Source organism: Xanthomonas sp. BRIP62409, assembly GCF_003992965.1.
Taxonomy (GTDB): domain Bacteria; phylum Pseudomonadota; class Gammaproteobacteria; order Xanthomonadales; family Xanthomonadaceae; genus Xanthomonas; species Xanthomonas euroxanthea.
Genome location: NZ_QEZJ01000017.1, coordinates 19,247 through 33,438 on the forward strand (window position 1 = coordinate 19,247; position 14,192 = coordinate 33,438).

At 66.7% G+C, this 14,192-nt stretch carries 14 protein-coding genes; 2 read left to right on the forward strand and 12 right to left on the reverse strand.

Annotated elements, in window-relative coordinates:
* Nucleotides 1-29 precede the first annotated feature (29 nt).
* On the reverse strand, nt 30-302 hold the full coding sequence (locus EO170_RS06350) for a GlsB/YeaQ/YmgE family stress response membrane protein (protein WP_104583065.1): 273 nt from the start codon (nt 300-302) through the stop codon (nt 30-32).
* Between the two features lie 168 nt (nt 303-470).
* The gene (locus tag EO170_RS06355) at nt 471-1,964 is read right to left on the reverse strand and encodes a M20 family metallopeptidase (RefSeq protein WP_119127810.1); all 1,494 of its coding nucleotides are present in this window, start codon (nt 1,962-1,964) and stop codon (nt 471-473) included.
* A gap of 157 nt (nt 1,965-2,121) precedes the next feature.
* Between EO170_RS06355 and EO170_RS06360 the strand changes: the two genes are divergently transcribed.
* Together EO170_RS06360 and EO170_RS06365 are read left to right on the forward strand one after the other, a co-directional pair.
* The gene (locus EO170_RS06360; protein WP_321186573.1) at nt 2,122-2,496 is read left to right on the forward strand and encodes a helix-hairpin-helix domain-containing protein; all 375 of its coding nucleotides are present in this window, start codon (nt 2,122-2,124) and stop codon (nt 2,494-2,496) included.
* A gap of 476 nt (nt 2,497-2,972) precedes the next feature.
* Nucleotides 2,973-3,800, forward strand: coding sequence for a HutD family protein (locus EO170_RS06365; RefSeq protein ID WP_126943923.1), 828 nt, complete (start codon nt 2,973-2,975; stop codon nt 3,798-3,800).
* Nucleotides 3,801-3,932: 132 nt separating this feature from the next.
* Here EO170_RS06365 and EO170_RS06370 read toward each other — a convergent pair whose 3' ends face one another.
* The 10 genes from EO170_RS06370 to EO170_RS06415 all read right to left on the reverse strand — a co-directional run bounded on the left by EO170_RS06370 (nt 3,933) and on the right by EO170_RS06415 (nt 14,101).
* Nucleotides 3,933-5,669 carry a sulfite reductase flavoprotein subunit alpha gene (locus EO170_RS06370; protein ID WP_126943424.1) on the reverse strand — a complete coding sequence of 579 codons (1,737 nt, stop codon included), beginning with the start codon at nt 5,667-5,669 and terminating at the stop codon, nt 3,933-3,935.
* Nucleotides 5,666-6,640, reverse strand: coding sequence for an FAD:protein FMN transferase (locus EO170_RS06375; RefSeq protein WP_164740932.1), 975 nt, complete (start codon nt 6,638-6,640; stop codon nt 5,666-5,668). The genes EO170_RS06370 and EO170_RS06375 overlap by 4 nt, the downstream gene beginning before the upstream one ends.
* Nucleotides 6,641-6,708: 68 nt before the next feature.
* Complete coding sequence (locus tag EO170_RS06380; RefSeq protein WP_104583070.1) at nt 6,709-7,512, reverse strand: DUF4198 domain-containing protein; 804 nt, start codon at nt 7,510-7,512, stop codon at nt 6,709-6,711.
* A gap of 173 nt (nt 7,513-7,685) precedes the next feature.
* The gene (locus EO170_RS06385) at nt 7,686-8,201 is read right to left on the reverse strand and encodes a DUF2271 domain-containing protein (protein ID WP_126943427.1); all 516 of its coding nucleotides are present in this window, start codon (nt 8,199-8,201) and stop codon (nt 7,686-7,688) included.
* Nucleotides 8,202-8,221: 20 nt separating this feature from the next.
* On the reverse strand, nt 8,222-8,860 hold the full coding sequence (locus tag EO170_RS06390) for a PepSY-associated TM helix domain-containing protein (RefSeq protein ID WP_119131201.1): 639 nt from the start codon (nt 8,858-8,860) through the stop codon (nt 8,222-8,224).
* Between the two features lie 7 nt (nt 8,861-8,867).
* A complete protein-coding gene (locus EO170_RS06395) occupies nt 8,868-9,626 on the reverse strand; it encodes a tetratricopeptide repeat protein (protein ID WP_126943430.1) in 759 nt (252 codons plus the stop codon).
* Nucleotides 9,619-10,305 carry a Fe2+-dependent dioxygenase gene (locus EO170_RS06400; protein WP_115677644.1) on the reverse strand — a complete coding sequence of 229 codons (687 nt, stop codon included), beginning with the start codon at nt 10,303-10,305 and terminating at the stop codon, nt 9,619-9,621. The genes EO170_RS06395 and EO170_RS06400 overlap by 8 nt, the downstream gene beginning before the upstream one ends.
* A 48-nt stretch (nt 10,306-10,353) precedes the next feature.
* Nucleotides 10,354-12,672 (reverse strand): TonB-dependent siderophore receptor, encoded by a 2,319-nt coding sequence (locus EO170_RS06405; RefSeq protein WP_115677643.1) that lies wholly within the window; start codon nt 12,670-12,672, stop codon nt 10,354-10,356.
* Nucleotides 12,673-13,235: 563 nt separating this feature from the next.
* Entirely contained in the window at nt 13,236-13,565 is a 330-nt protein-coding gene (locus EO170_RS06410) for a non-heme iron oxygenase ferredoxin subunit (RefSeq protein WP_104583076.1), read from the reverse strand.
* Entirely contained in the window at nt 13,562-14,101 is a 540-nt protein-coding gene (locus EO170_RS06415; RefSeq protein ID WP_126943433.1) for a GNAT family N-acetyltransferase, read from the reverse strand. Before EO170_RS06415 ends, EO170_RS06410 begins: the two co-directional genes overlap by 4 nt.
* Nucleotides 14,102-14,192 lie beyond the last annotated feature (91 nt).

The following is a 14,192-nucleotide window of genomic DNA, read 5'->3' on the forward strand; positions in this document are numbered from 1 at the left end:
CAGCCTGGTCGAAAACGACGCAGGTTCGATCAACGCTTGCTGCCGCTGAACAGCCGCAGCAGTGCCAGGATCGCGATCGCACCCAGCAACGCACCGAGGAAACCGGCCGGTTCGCCGGCGTGGTACCAGCCCATGTAGCGGCCGAACCAGCTGGCGACCAGTGCACCGGCGATGCCCAGCACGATGGTCAGCAGGCAGCCCAGGCGCTGCGTGCCAGGGGTGATGAAACGGGCCAGCAGCCCGACCACGAAGCCGACCAGAATGATGTAAAGCCAGCTGTCGCTACCGAAGAGAGTGTTCATCGCAGGCACTGAGGGGAGGGGGATCGGCAGACTAGCATTCGCCGCCGCCGCGACCACGTGTGCCGCGCTGGCTGTCGCCATGGCGTTGGGGCTGCATCCATGCGTGCGCCGCAGCGCATGGCGAGGCGCTGGGCCGCCCCGACATGCGCGGGGCGGCCCAGGCGTCAATCAGCAGCAGCCATGCCCGCCATGACGGGTGCCGCTGTCGGCCGCCACCGGCGAGCCGCTGGTCTCGCCGCGCAGGCAGGCGGCGTGATGCTCGGCAATCACCTTGGACACGCAGGCCGTCACCCGCTTGCCCATCGGGATGTGCAGGAACTCGTTCGGCCCATGCGCATTGGAATGCGGGCCAAGCACGCCGGTGATCATGAACTGCGCGCCGGGGAACTTCTCGCCCAGCATGCCCATGAACGGGATCGAGCCGCCTTCGCCCATGTACATCGCCGGCTTGTCGAAGAACGCCAGGCTGGCGTCGTCGATGGCCTTTTCCAGCCACGGCGCCATCGCCGGCGCATTCCAGCCGGACGAGGCCTTTTCCAGCTCCAGCGTTACCTGGGCGCCATTGGGCGGATCGCGCAGCAGCGCTTCCTTGAGCAGTTCGCCGCAGGCCTTGCCGTCGGCGGTCGGCGGCAGCCGCAGCGACAGCTTCACTGCGGTCTGCGGACGCAGCACGTTGCCGGCCGACGCCAGCGGCGGCATGCCGTCCACACCGGTGATCGACAGCGCCGGGCGCCAGGTGCGGTTCAACACCAGCTCGGTGAGGTCGTCATGCATCGGCACCAGGCCCTCGACCATCGGGAACTTGTCGAAGATGGCGGTATCCAGCGTCGCGGCCGCGGCCTTGGCCTGCGCCAGCCGTTCGGCCGGCACTTCCACGTGCAGTCCGTCCAGCAGGATGCGGCCGCTGGCTTCGTCCTCGATCCGCGACAGCAACTGGCGCAGCAGGCGGAAGCTGGACGGCACCACGCCGGAGGCATCGCCCGAATGCACGCCTTCCTCCAGTACCTTCACGCTCAGGTTGCCGCCGGTCAGCCCGCGCAGCGAGGTGGTGCACCACAGTTGCTCATAGTTGCCGCAGCCCGAATCCAGGCACACCACCAGCGACGGCTTGCCGATGCGTGCGGCCAGATGATCGACATAGGCCGGCAGGTCGTAGCTGCCGGATTCCTCGCAGGCTTCGATCAGCACCACGCAGCGCGCATGCGGCAGGCCCTGGGTACGCAGCGCCAGCACCGCCGCCAGCGAACCGAAAATTGCATAGCCATCGTCGGCGCCGCCGCGCCCGTACAGCTTGTCGTCGCGCAGCACCGGCTCCCACGGACCGAGGTCGGCATCCCAGCCGGTCATTTCCGGCTGCTTGTCCAGGTGGCCGTACAGCAGCACGGTGTCGTCGCCCGATTCGGTGCCGGTGGCCGGAATCTCGATGAAGATCAACGGCGTGCGGCCTTCCAGGCGCACCACCTCGACCTGCATGCCGTCGATCGCCTGCGCGCGCGCCCAGGTTTCCATCAGGGTGACGGCCTGCTCCATGTAGCCGTGCGCGACCCAGTCGGCGTCGAACATCGGCGATTTATTGGGAATGCGGATGTAATCGACCAATTGCGGGACGATCTCGCGGTCCCAGGTGTCGCTGATGAATTGGTCGATCTTGGCGCTGTCCATGGAGGCTCCGAATACGTGGCGTAACGGCACATTCTACGCCCGTGCCTCGGGGTAGGTATTTCCCTACAAGCCGGCGCGCAGTTCACCGGCTGTGTGAAAAGTTCGTTGGCGATAGGATTGCTGCATGTGGCGCGGGACACTGGCTCCGCCGGCAGGAATGCTGGCTAGGACCATCACCCAAGCCACAAGGAGCGTTGCAATGAGGTCATTTACCGTAGTCCTGAAGTCCCTGCTACTGGCGTTGCTGTTGTCCTCGAATGCGTATGCACTCGACAAGGTCGATATCAACACCGCGTCTGCTGAGGAATTGGACAAGGTGCTGACGAATGTCGGGCGATCAAAAGCCGAGGCAATCGTCGAGCACCGTCAGGCAAACGGTCCCTTCAAAAGTGCCGAGGAACTGGCGCTGGTCAAGGGCATCGGACTCAAGACGGTCGAACGGAATCGCGACCTGATCGAAGTAGGAGCCACGATGGCTCCCGCCAAGAAGGCTGCCAAGGGGGCGGCGGTGAAACCGGTGGGACGGCGTTAAGGGGAAAGGATCCGAGATACGGTTCGACGCGAGGATGCGTGGCCGCAACCTAACTGGACAGGATGTCCGGGGGATGGCTGGAAGCCGACAAGGACGTGGAATCGCCCGGTGTTGCACTTGGATGTGCAGCCGGGCGTTTTTCGTTTTGGGGACTCGACGCGGATGGGCTGGCGCGCGTGGCCATTTCGGGGACGCCGGTGGTGCGGCGGAAATGAGTGATGCAGTGGGCCACTCGTAGCGCTCTGCTCCTGGCGTTAGGCCCACTCCGCTGGTCAACCGTCAGCCTGTGGCATACGTTTCAACTGCAGGCTTCCGTCTGCTCAGCGGCATCTTGCAGGTGATTGCTGGTTGCCAGCACGTGCCCAGCATTATTGGTTGATGGTATTGCCCGCATCTGTCGCGGAGCCCGGTCGATACGCTGGCGCACCGAGCCGGGGGATGACGGACCACCGCAGCGCTTCAGGCACAATGCACCGATGCAGCCCACAGACCTGAGCAGCCGGGTGATTCCGGCCACTGACTACCGCCGCGAGCGGTGGCGCAATCAATTGGGCTGGACGCGCGAGATCCTGTGCCTCGGCGATGCCGACGCGTGGGCGCTACGCCTGTCGATCGCCGAGATCGAACAGGATGCGGTGTTTTCCGCATTCCCAGGCATCGATCGCGAGCTGGTGCTGTTGCATGGCAATGGCATGCGGCTGCAGTTTGGTGATGCTGGCTGCGACAGAAGTGCAGGTGGAAGTGTAGGTGCAGGTGCAGGTGCAGGTGCAGGTGCAGGCATTGGTACTCCTACTGCTACTCCTACTGCTACTCCTACTCCTACTCCTACTGCGACTGGCGGCGGCACTGGCGGCAAAAACGATAGCGGCAGCGACAATGAGGGCGGTGGCGCGGGGCGTGGCGGCCATGATGCTGGAGGCGATGGTGGCATCGGTGCTGCTGGCGGCAATCATCGCAGCTGCACATTGCTGCCGCCGTACCAGCGCGTCCGATTCGCAGGCGAAGAAAGGGTGCATGCGACGCTGCTCGACGGGCCGACCCAGGATTTCAATCTGATGTGGCGGCGCGATCTGCTGCAGACCCAACTGCTGCATCGGCCGCTGGTCGGCACCATGCTGTTTTTCGCCGATCCGGGCAGCGCCTGGGCGATCCATCTGCTCGCAGGCCAGGCCAGCTTTGGACGCGACAGTGGCTTGCCACCGTTGGCTGCCGGCGATACCGCATGGCTGAGTGCCTCCACGCGCACCCGCTATGTGCTCGATGGCGGCGGCGAGTTGCTGGCGATCCGGGTGAGTCCGGTCTAGGGCGTTTCACTTATGCCGTGAGCACACAGCCACCGCAGGCATCGATGATGCGGATTGCAGCAACGGGCGCGCTGGCCTGGCTGCCAGGTCGTCGCTGCGTTGATCGCTGTTGGCAGCGCTACACCCGAGGGTTCAATACACGTCGCGGCGATAGCGGCCATTGCGTAGCAGTTCCTGTCTGACCTCTGCACCGAGAATGGCATCCAGGGTCCGGTCAAGCTCCGGTGCCATGCCGCGCAGGCTGCCGCAGACGTAGATGCAGGCGCCTTGATCAACCCAATGACGCAAGCGGTCGGTGGCTGCGGCCAGTGCGTGTTGGACGTAATGCGGTGGCTGTTGCCGATCGCGCGAGTAGACAAGCTCCAGGTGTTCGATCCAGCCATCGTGCTGCCACTGCTGCAGCTCGTCGGCGTATAGCGCGTCATGCGCGGCATTGCGTTCGCCGAACAGCAGCCAGTTACGACGCGCGCCGGTCGCGATGCGTGCACGCAGATGCGCGCGCAGACCGGCGATGCCGGTGCCGTTGCCGATCAGCAGCATCGGCTGCTCGGGTGCGGGCGGGTGGAAGCCGGGGTTGCTGCGCAGGCGCAGCGCGATGGCTGCGCCGATCGGTGCATGGACGCAGAGCCAGCCGCTACCCAGGCCCAGGCTGCCGTCGGCGTGCCGGTGCTCGCGCACCAGCAGTTCGGCATGGCCTTCCTCGGGAATGGAGGCAAGCGAGTAGTCGCGATGGGGCAGGGCGGCCAGGCGGCGCACCATTGCTTCTGCGTCCATTGCTGAGCTCAGGCCTGTCCTTGTAGCTATGCCTGCAGCCGCCTCTGTATTCGTACCCACACCTCGGCCACTTTCGCCTCCGGCTTCTGCTTCTGCATCGGGACTGGCACCGGCACCCACATCGATACCGAGAGCGGCATCGGCATCGAGGGGAAGTTGCGCGCCGCCGAGCCAGTCGCGCAGGGGGCGGCCGTCGATATGCTGCGCGCCATCGCGGTGGTTGCGCTGCAGCCAGGACTCCACCGCGTCCGGTGTGTTACGCGGTGCAATCTCCGCGATGTCGCCTGCGCTCCAGTGCGGCAACGCGCCATCGCATGGCACCAGGCGCAGCCGGTAAATCGGTGCGCCCGCGCTGCCGGGATTGACGTGGATGCGCTCGCATAGCTGCCAGGCGGTGTAGGTCGGCAGGCTCCAGTCCGACTGCGTCGCGAGTGCGGGCGCCAGTTCCGCCAGACGGCCTTGCCAGTGCTGCAGTGCGTTCGGGTCGGCGTTATCGACCTCGATGCGCTCGAACAGGCGCGTGGCGCCGCGCGCTTGCAGGCGATCGTCGAGGCGCCGGCCGAACGCGCAGAAGTGCGCGTAACCACGGTCGCCCAGGGCCAGCACCGCGTACTGCACGGCAGTCAGATCCTGCGCGTCGTCGGCAAGCCAACTGCGCTCGGCCGACTGCGCGTGGTCGGGTGCATCGCCTTCGCCGGTGGTGCTGACGATGCACAACAGCCGCGGCACGCGTACGAGTTGATCGCGATCGACGGCCTCGATCGGCAGCGCATGCGCGCCGACGCCTGCCGATCGCAGCGCGGCAACGCTGCGTTGCGCCAGTTCGCGCGCGAATCCGGTCTGGCTTGCCCAGACGATCAACACACCGCTGGCGTCTGCGCGTTGTGCGCCAACACGCGTGCGCGCACGCAGCAGCACGGCCGTGCACAGGCCCAGATACAGCGCCAGGCCGAGAGCCGCCAGTTGCCAGCGCTGCGGCGTGGGTGCACTCCACCATGTGCCGTCATGCAAGCCGCCCAGCCAGCCGACGACGCCGGCAAGCGCCAGCAGAACCAGCCCATTGCCCAGCCACACGCGTGAGGTGGCGCTGCTCATGACGCGGACAGGTGGCGTTCGAACGCCGGGCTCATGGATTCGAGCAGAATGCCGTCCTTGCGCACCAGAAATCGCACGGCCAGGTCCGCCTTGCGTGCACGGGCAAGACCGGCATCGACGCCGAGCACGGTCATCGCGGTGGCCCAGGCATCGGCCTGCATCGCATCGGGAGCCAGTACGGTGACCGCCGCGGGGGCATGCGGAACGGGCGTGCCGCTGCGTGGGTCGAAGGTATGTGTATAGCGAGTGCCATCGGCATCGAAGCGGTGCCAGCGATCGCCGGAGGTGGCCACTGCCAGCCCCGCCAGTGCCAGCACGCGTGCCGGCAGCGCGGTGCCGGCATCTTCGTCGGGGGCCGATTCGACCAGCACGCGCCACACGTTGCCATCGGGCTTGCGCCCGTAGCCGAACAATTCGCCGCCGACCTCGATCAAGGCACTGTCGATCCCCGACTGCAGCAAGGCGCGATGCACGCAGTCCACACCAAACCCTTTGGCGATGCCGGACAGATCCAGTGCCGCTGCGCCCGGCTGCAGCACGCGCCTGCCATCCAGCCGCAGGCGCTGCCAGCCGCAGCGCAGGCTGGCCAATGCGATCGCCTCCGCTGTCGGCACCCGCTGACGCCCGCCGGCAGCGCCGAAACCCCATAGCTCGACCATCGGGCCGACGGTGGGATCGAAGGCGCCATCGCTGGCCTGTGCAATCTCCAGTGCGGCGCTCAGCACCGCGTGGAATTCGTCGGGCAGGCGGTGCCAGCTGCCTGGCGGTGCGCGGTTGTAGCGGCTGATATCCGAATCGGCTTCCCAGGTACTCATCTGCGCAACCACGCGGTCCAGTGCGGCCTGGATGCACGCATGCAGGGGGTGCAGATCGCGTCCGCGCGGCGCCACCAGCTTCACGCTCCAGGTGGTGCCCATGCTGCGGCCGCCGAGCGTGGCAATGGCGTGGTCGGCGGAAGACGGTACGGGCATGGACGGATCGTATGAAGATGGGGGCGGCAGGATGCACGCTGTGCGCGCTCCTGCCGTGTGCCGGCAGATTACTGCGGCAACACTTCCAGCGTGGCGACATAGCCCAGGCGGCGCTGCTTGGCCTGCGGGAGGGAGGTTTTCTTGTCTTCGGTGGTGGTTTCCAGCCAGTACATGCCGGCCTCCGGCCAGGTCACGCTGAAGCCGCCCTTGGCATCGGTGGTGAGCTTGATCTCGTTCTGCGCATCGCGATAGCGGGTACCGCCGCGCACGATCTCGATCTCCAGCCCGGCCGCCGGTTTGCCATCCAGTTGCAGCGTGAACTGCGCCGCCTCGCCGGCGACCAGATCGTTGGGATGGGTCACCGGCACCAGCTCGATGCCCTTGCCGCTGGGCTTGAACACGGTGGTGGTCGGCGCGCCGCGGGTGACGAAGGTTTCCACGCGATTGAAGGACTGCGAGACCTGCAGGTCCTGCGCGTTCTTCGGCACCTCGGTGGCGAAGCGGGCTTCGTCGCCGCGCCAGCGCTTGGGCTTGCCGTCTTCCTTCCAGCTGGCGAACAGGCCGGCGTTGACGATGCTCAGCTTGTAGGTGCCGGGTTGGGTGAGCTGCAGATCGAACACGCTGCGGTACTTGCCGGTGGCCGGATTTTCCGGCGTGAGCGCGCTGCCATCGGGTGCGGTGATGCTCAGCTTGTCCAGGCGCAGCGGCACGTGGTTGAAGTAGAACAGGTCGTTGGAGACCGCCGCATCCACGGTGATCCACGGGGCCTCACCTGCGATGACGGTCTGCGACGGCAGCAACCAGGCCTTGTGGGCGAGTGCGCTGACCGGCAGTGCGGCGAGCAGGGCGACCAGGACGAGCGAACGTTGCATGACAACTCCTTGAAGGACGATAAGGGCGGTGGGCACGTGTCTGATCAGCGCGCGTCGCTGCGCTGGCTGGATGCGTGGGACAAAAAAGCGGGAGACGATCTGCTGAGGCGGCTGCAGCGGGCGCCAGCGGGGCAGGGACGCAAGCGGCCCGCGCCACCGGCCGACGCCAGGTGTCACGGCTTGGCGACCAGGCTGACGGCGCCCAGTTCGCTGCTGCCGCTGGCCTTGGCGCTCTGCGGCGCCTTTGCCGGCCAGCTGAAAGGCACCTTGACCAGCTCGCGGCCGCCGACCTCGCGCGCGGCTTCCACCACCAGCGTGTACTGGCCGGCCGGCAGCGACTTCAACGTGCCCTTGGTGTCGGAGAACGACAGCGCATGCGCGCCGGCCGGACGGGTGGGACCGGTGATGCCGTCGACCGGCACCTCCAGTGTGCGCCCGCTCTTGCGCCACCACTGGCGCAGGTCCGGCAGCCACTTGGTGCCATGGCCTTCGGCGGTGTCCTTGGATTGATACCAGACCGCCAGGTTGGCGGCGACCTTCTGGTCCGCACCTTCCAGCCAGATCGCCACATACGGCCGGTGGTACTCGGCGACGTTGAGCTTGGGGATCTCGACGTTGATGTCGAGCGTGGCGGCGTATGCCGGCATGGCGAGCAGGCCGCTCAGGGCGATGGTCAGGGTGGCGCGCATGATCGTCTCCGGTAGAAAGGTCAGTGGATCAACAGCAGGGCGAGCAGCAACGGAATCAGCAGGCCCAGGCCGACCAGCGGCCAGGTCATGCGGCGCTGGCGCGCATGCAGATGCAGCAGGAACAACCCGGTGATGCAGAACACCAGGCAGGCGATGGCGAACACGTCGATGAACCAGCCCCAGGCCGGCCCTGCGTTACGGCCCTTGTGCAGGTCGTTGAGATAAGCGATGGCGCCGCGCCCGGTACGCTCGTATTCGATCGCGCCGGTGTTGCGATCCAGGCTCAGCCACGCATCGCCGCCGGGGCGCGGCAGCGCCAGGTACACCTCGTCGGCCGACCATTCGCCGTTGCGCGTGCCGATGCTGATCTCCAGCTCACGCCCCAGCCAGTGCGCTACGCGTGGCGGCAGCGGGGCGTCGCCATCTTCGCGGGTGCCCAGGGACTTGAGCAGTGCCGGCGGCAGCGTGAGCGTGCGGTGTTCGGTCGAGGGGCTGGCTTCGATGCGCGCGGCGTGATTCAAGGTCAGCCCGGTGATGGTGAACAGCAGCATGCCGATCAGGCACAGCGCCGAACTGATCCAGTGCCATTGATGCAGCATGCGCAGCCAGAAGCCGCGGCGTTGCTGCGTGGTGGCCAGGGTGTCATTGGAAGTGGCCATGCCGCGCTCAGGCCACGTCCGCTGCCGGGGACGGCTGCAACTGCGATTGCCGCGCGGTCACTTCGCTCAGCAACGCGCGCAGACGTGGGTGCGTTGCACCCGCCAGCAACGGCGTGAGCTGTTGCAGGAAGCCGGCATGCCCGCCGGCGATCGCACGGCGCATCCAGCGCTCGGCCTGATCGAGGTCGCCGGCATCCGCGAGCAAGGTGGCGTAACTGGCCTGGCCGCGAAAATCGCCTGCTTCTGCAGAGCGGCGATACCAGTGGCGCGCAGCGATCGGATCCGCGGTGCAGGCCAGGCCCTGGTCGAGATAGCGCGCCACAAAGTTCATCGACTTGGCGTGCCCGCGTTCGGCGGCCGTGCGGTACAGCGCCAGCGCCTGGGCGTGGTCCTGTGGCACGCCACGCCCGGAGCCGTACAGATGCGCGAGGTTGTACATGCCCCAATCCAGGCCATGTTCGGCGGCGCGGCGATACCACAGCGCCGCCAGCACCTCGTTGCACGCGGTGCCGAAGCCCAGTTCATGGCAACGCCCCAACTGGTTCATCGCTTCCGCATGCCCGGCATTGGCGGCCACCTCGTACCACAGCATGGCCATGGCCGGATCGGCGGGGATGCCGCGGCCCTCGGCGTAGAGCTGCGCGAGCAGCAGTTGCGCCGCCAGATCCTGGCGCTCGGCGGCCTTGCGCAGCCATGCGATCGCGCGGTCGGGGTGGGTGCGCAGCAGGTCGATCAACTGCGTGGGGTCCGGTGCGGGTTCAGACATCGGCCCATTGCCGCAACAGGTTGTGGTACACGCCGGTGAGCTGGATCAGCGAGGGATGGCCAGGGGTGTCCTGGGTCAGCCGCCGGATGGACACATCCAGTTCGAACAGCAGGCGCCGCTGCGCATCGTCGCGCAACATGCTCTGCGTCCAGAAGAAACACGCCACACGGGCGCCGCCGGTCACCGGCATCACCCGATGCAGGCTGGTGCCGGGATAGATCACCAGGTGCCCGGCCGGCAGCTTCACCGACTGCGTGCCGTAGGTGTCTTCGATCACCAGCTCGCCGCCGTCGTAGCTGTCCGGGTCGCTGAGAAACAAGGTGGCGGAGACATCGGTGCGGATGGGATCTGCGCCGCCGCGACTGCGGTCGTAACGGATCGCGTTGTCGACGTGATACCCGAACGACTGCCCGCCGCTGTAGCGGTTGAACAGCGGCGGATAGATGCGCCGCGGCAACACCGCCGAAAAGAACGTGCTGTTGCGCGCGAGCGCCTCGAGCACCAGCGCGCCGGCCTCGCGTGCAATGGCGCTGTCTTCGGGCAGTTGTGCGTTGTCCTTGGCCTGCGCGGACTGATGGCCGGCAGTGATGCGGCCGTCCGCCCAGTCGGCTGCGTCCAGCCGTGCCCGCAACTCGCCGAGTTGTGCGGGGGTGAGGACATCGGGAATGGGCAGCAACATGGGCAGATCTCCACGCCGCCCGCACCGTGCGGGCGGCGTGCCGGAGGCTTAGAAACTAAACGTGGCGCTCAACACCGCCGAGCGGCCTTCGCCAGGAATTGCCCAGCCATTGCCCGCCGTGACAGTCCCTGCGGCGTTGACGGTGAGGTTGTTGCGCACGCTGGTGTAGTACTCCTCGTCGAACAGGTTGTTGACGTTCAACTGCAGGCTGAGCCAGTCGTTGACGCGCAGGCCGACCATCGCGCGGTGCACCCAGTAGTCATCGGTCTTGATGTAGGCGGCCGCCGAGGAATTATTCGGATAGAAACCGCCCTGGTAGGTGACGCCGTAGCCGAAGGTCCACTGGTTGAGCGTGTAGGTGGTCCAGATGTTGCCGGCATTGCGCGGGGTCTGCACCAGCTCGCGTCCGGCCACCGGGTCGCCGGTGAGGCTCTCGGTGCGGTTGGACACGCTCTGCAGCACTTCGCTGTCCAGGAAGGTGTAGTTGGCGAAGATCGACCAGCGCTCGGTCAGGTAACCGGCGGCGCCAAGCGCGATGCCGTCCACGCGCGCCTTGCCGTCCAGCACCTGCTCGGGAATCAGCGGGTCGCCGCTGTTGACCTTGTAGTTTTCGCGCTCATTGCGGAACAGCGCGGCGGTCAGTGCCAGGCGCTGGTCCAGCACGTCCCACTTGCCGCCCAGTTCGATGTTGACCGCCGTCTCCGGCTCGACATTGCAATTGGCGCCGGCGGTGGCAGTGGCGATCGGCGTGCACGAGCCGTTGACCGAGGCCTTGGACGGCGTCTTGCTGTTGGCGTAGGACAGGTACAGGCTGGCGTTCTCGGCCGGCTTGAACACCAGGCCGGCGCGATACGAGAACAGGTCCTCTTCGCTGCCGGCCGGGAAGCCCGGGCTCACACCGGTGACGTTGCCGGCGGCGTTGACGGTATAGGTGGTGCTGTCGCCTTCGTTGTGCTCGTAGCGGCCGCCCAGGTTGAGCATCCATTGCTCGTTGAACTGCAAGGTATCGAACAGGTACACCGCCTGGTTGGTCAGGCTGCCCTTGCTGCGCCCGGTGCGGAAATAGTTCTGCGGGCCGGTCCAGACGTTGTAGGGATTGTCGAAGGACTGCAGCGGATAGGTAATGCCGGTGGTGGAGCCATCGGCATTGCGGAAGGTGGTGCCGCTGTCGAGTTCGAAGTCTTCCTTGCTGAAGGCCACGCCAGCGACCACGCGGTGCTCGATGGCGCCGGTGTGCAAGGTGGCGGTCAGGTCGGTCTGGCTGTGCGCGATGAAGTTCTCCGTCTCGCGCACCAGGCCGCGCGGGCCGCTGTTCGGATTCCAGCTGGCCGCCGGCTGGCCGGCGCAGGCGCGGCCGGTGTACGGATCGGTGCCGTCGGGCAGGCACCAGGTGCCCTGCAGCGCGGTGGCGTTGGTGGTCTGGTCGACCCGCTGCACGCGCGCCAGGCTGCGCAGCTTGACGGTGTCGTCGAAGTCCATTTCCAGCACGCCGGTCAGCATGTCCACGTCGATGTCCTGACGCGAGGTGTTGCGGTAGCCGAAGAAGGTCTCCGGGTCCACGCCCGGCAGCGGACCGTCGTTGAACGGGCTGAGCGCGAACGGCACGCCGTACTGCGGCAGGTTGTTGTCGTGCTGGTGCAGGTAGCTCAGGGTGAAGCGGGTATCCGAGCCCAGGCCGAAGGCCACCGACGGCGCAAAGCCCCAGCGATGCCGGAATTCCTCATCGCGTCCCGGCACGTCCTGGGTGTGGCCCATCGCGTTCAGGCGCACGGCGGTGCCGTTGTCGAAATCGTAATTGCTGTCGGCGGTCAGCCGGCCATAGCGGTCGCTGCCGCCACCGACCACGACGTTGGTGAAGTCGCCCTGGCCGGCGGTCTTGGTCACCAGATTGATGTTGCCACCGACCGAACCGGCGCCGGACATGGCCGAGTTGGCGCCGTTGATCAGCTCCACCGCTTCCAGGTTGAAGGTGTCGCTGCGGCTGTACTGCGCGCTGTCGCGCACGCCATCGGTGGTGATGTCGCTGCTGGCGGTGAAGCCGCGCAGGTTGATGCTGTCGCCATAGCCGCCGCCGCCTTCGCCCGCGCCGAAGGTGATGCCGGGCAGGGTGCTCAGCACGTCGCGCAGCGACAGCAGGTTCTGCTGGTCCATGGTCTGCTTGGTGACCACGGTGATCGTCTGCGGCGTGTCGCGTAGCACCTCGGTGTACTTGGGCGAGGACGGCTTTTGCGCACGTTCCTGCTGCACCCGGATGGCGTCCAGATCGACCGCGCCCGGAGGCGCCGGCGCATCGCCGGGCTGGGCGAAGGCAGGAGCGGACAGCGTCAGCAGCACGGCCGAGGTGAGCGGGGAAATCCTGGGAGTCATGAGGCGTCTCGAAGAGGAAAGCGAGGCTCCGGCCTGGCGATGGCTCGGCGGATGCGGGATGGGAAGGCGGATCGGGAGCGGGCCCGCTAGCCCGAGGCGGCCAGTCGGCCCGACCAGTGTCCGGACACACGCAAGCGCTGCGCAGCCAGGCGCATGCGGGGCAAGGTCAGGAAAAACGTGTCGAGCAGGGCTGGGCGCATGGGATCGCAGGGCAGGCCAGTTGTTAAGAAGGCCTGAAGGGCTGAGATCTTAAATGCAAATCATTCTTCTTTGCAATCTTTCTTGGTGCCTGCCATGCCAAGGGACAACCGCGACGCCTGAGGCATCAGGCAGCTGCAGTACCAAAGCAGAGATGCGTGGGAGATGCGTGTGTCCGCGCCTGCTCGCCGGCCCAACAGCCGCGCTCCAAGCCGGCCGCGCTCGCTGACATGGCAGGGGGATTCCCATGCAGGGCGCGAAGCTGCGGACTCCGGGTGTGCATGCAGGACAGCGACCCACTGCAGATCAGCGCCGTGCGTGGCCTCCACTCACGGCTGCCGTAACGCGCGCGGATGCGGCCGCGGTCAGCGGTCGTCGCGGGTCCAGATGCCGCCGTGTTCGCGCTTGACCGGGAACTTGGGCACCGCGGTGTAGGCCGGTGCGCACAGCGGGCGGCCGTCGCGGATGTCGAAGCGGGCGCTGTGCAGCAGGCACTCGATGCTGCCTTCTACGGGGTCGAACGTGCCCGGCGACAATTCATAATCTTCGTGACTGCAGCGGTCTTCCAGCGCGTACAGCTCGCCGTCGAGGTTGAAGATCACAATCGGGGCATCGGTTACCTCGTCCCAGACGGTCTGCAGCTCGCCTGGCAGCAGCGCCTCGCTGGCGCAGACGAAGGTCCAGGTGTCGCTCACAGCGCTACGCCGCCGAGCGGTTTTTCCAGCACCTCGAAGCGCAGGTCCTGGCGCAGCGGCACGCCGAAACGCGCGTCGCCATACGGGAACGGCTTGGTGATGCCGGTGCGGCGGTAGCCGCGTCGCTCATAGAACGCAATCAGCTCGGCGCGAATGTCGATCACCGTCATGCGCATCACCGGCAGCTGCCACTCGCTGTGGGCGATACGCTCGGCCTCGGCCAGCAGCGTCTTGCCCAGCCCGCTGCCCTGCAGCGCGGGGTCGACCGCAAACATGCCGAAGTAGCCGGCACCCTGGTCGTCGGCGATATGCGCACAGGCCAGCAGGCGCCTGTCCTGTTCGACCAGCAGCACCAGGCTGCGATCGCGCAGCAGGTCCTCGCGCAGGACTGCAGGATCGATCCGCGCGCCGTCGAGAAAGTCGGCCTCGGTGGTCCAGCCCACCCGGCTGACATCACCGCGATAGGCCGAGGTCACCAGTGACACGAGGGCGTCGATATCGTCGACGGTGGCGGTACGGAAGGTGGTGGTCTGCATGGGAGCAGTTTAGCGGGAGTCAGGATTGGGGATTCGTAAAAGCGCAAGAACGCTGTTTCTTATGCCGTGTCGGACGCCTGGATTGCGGCGT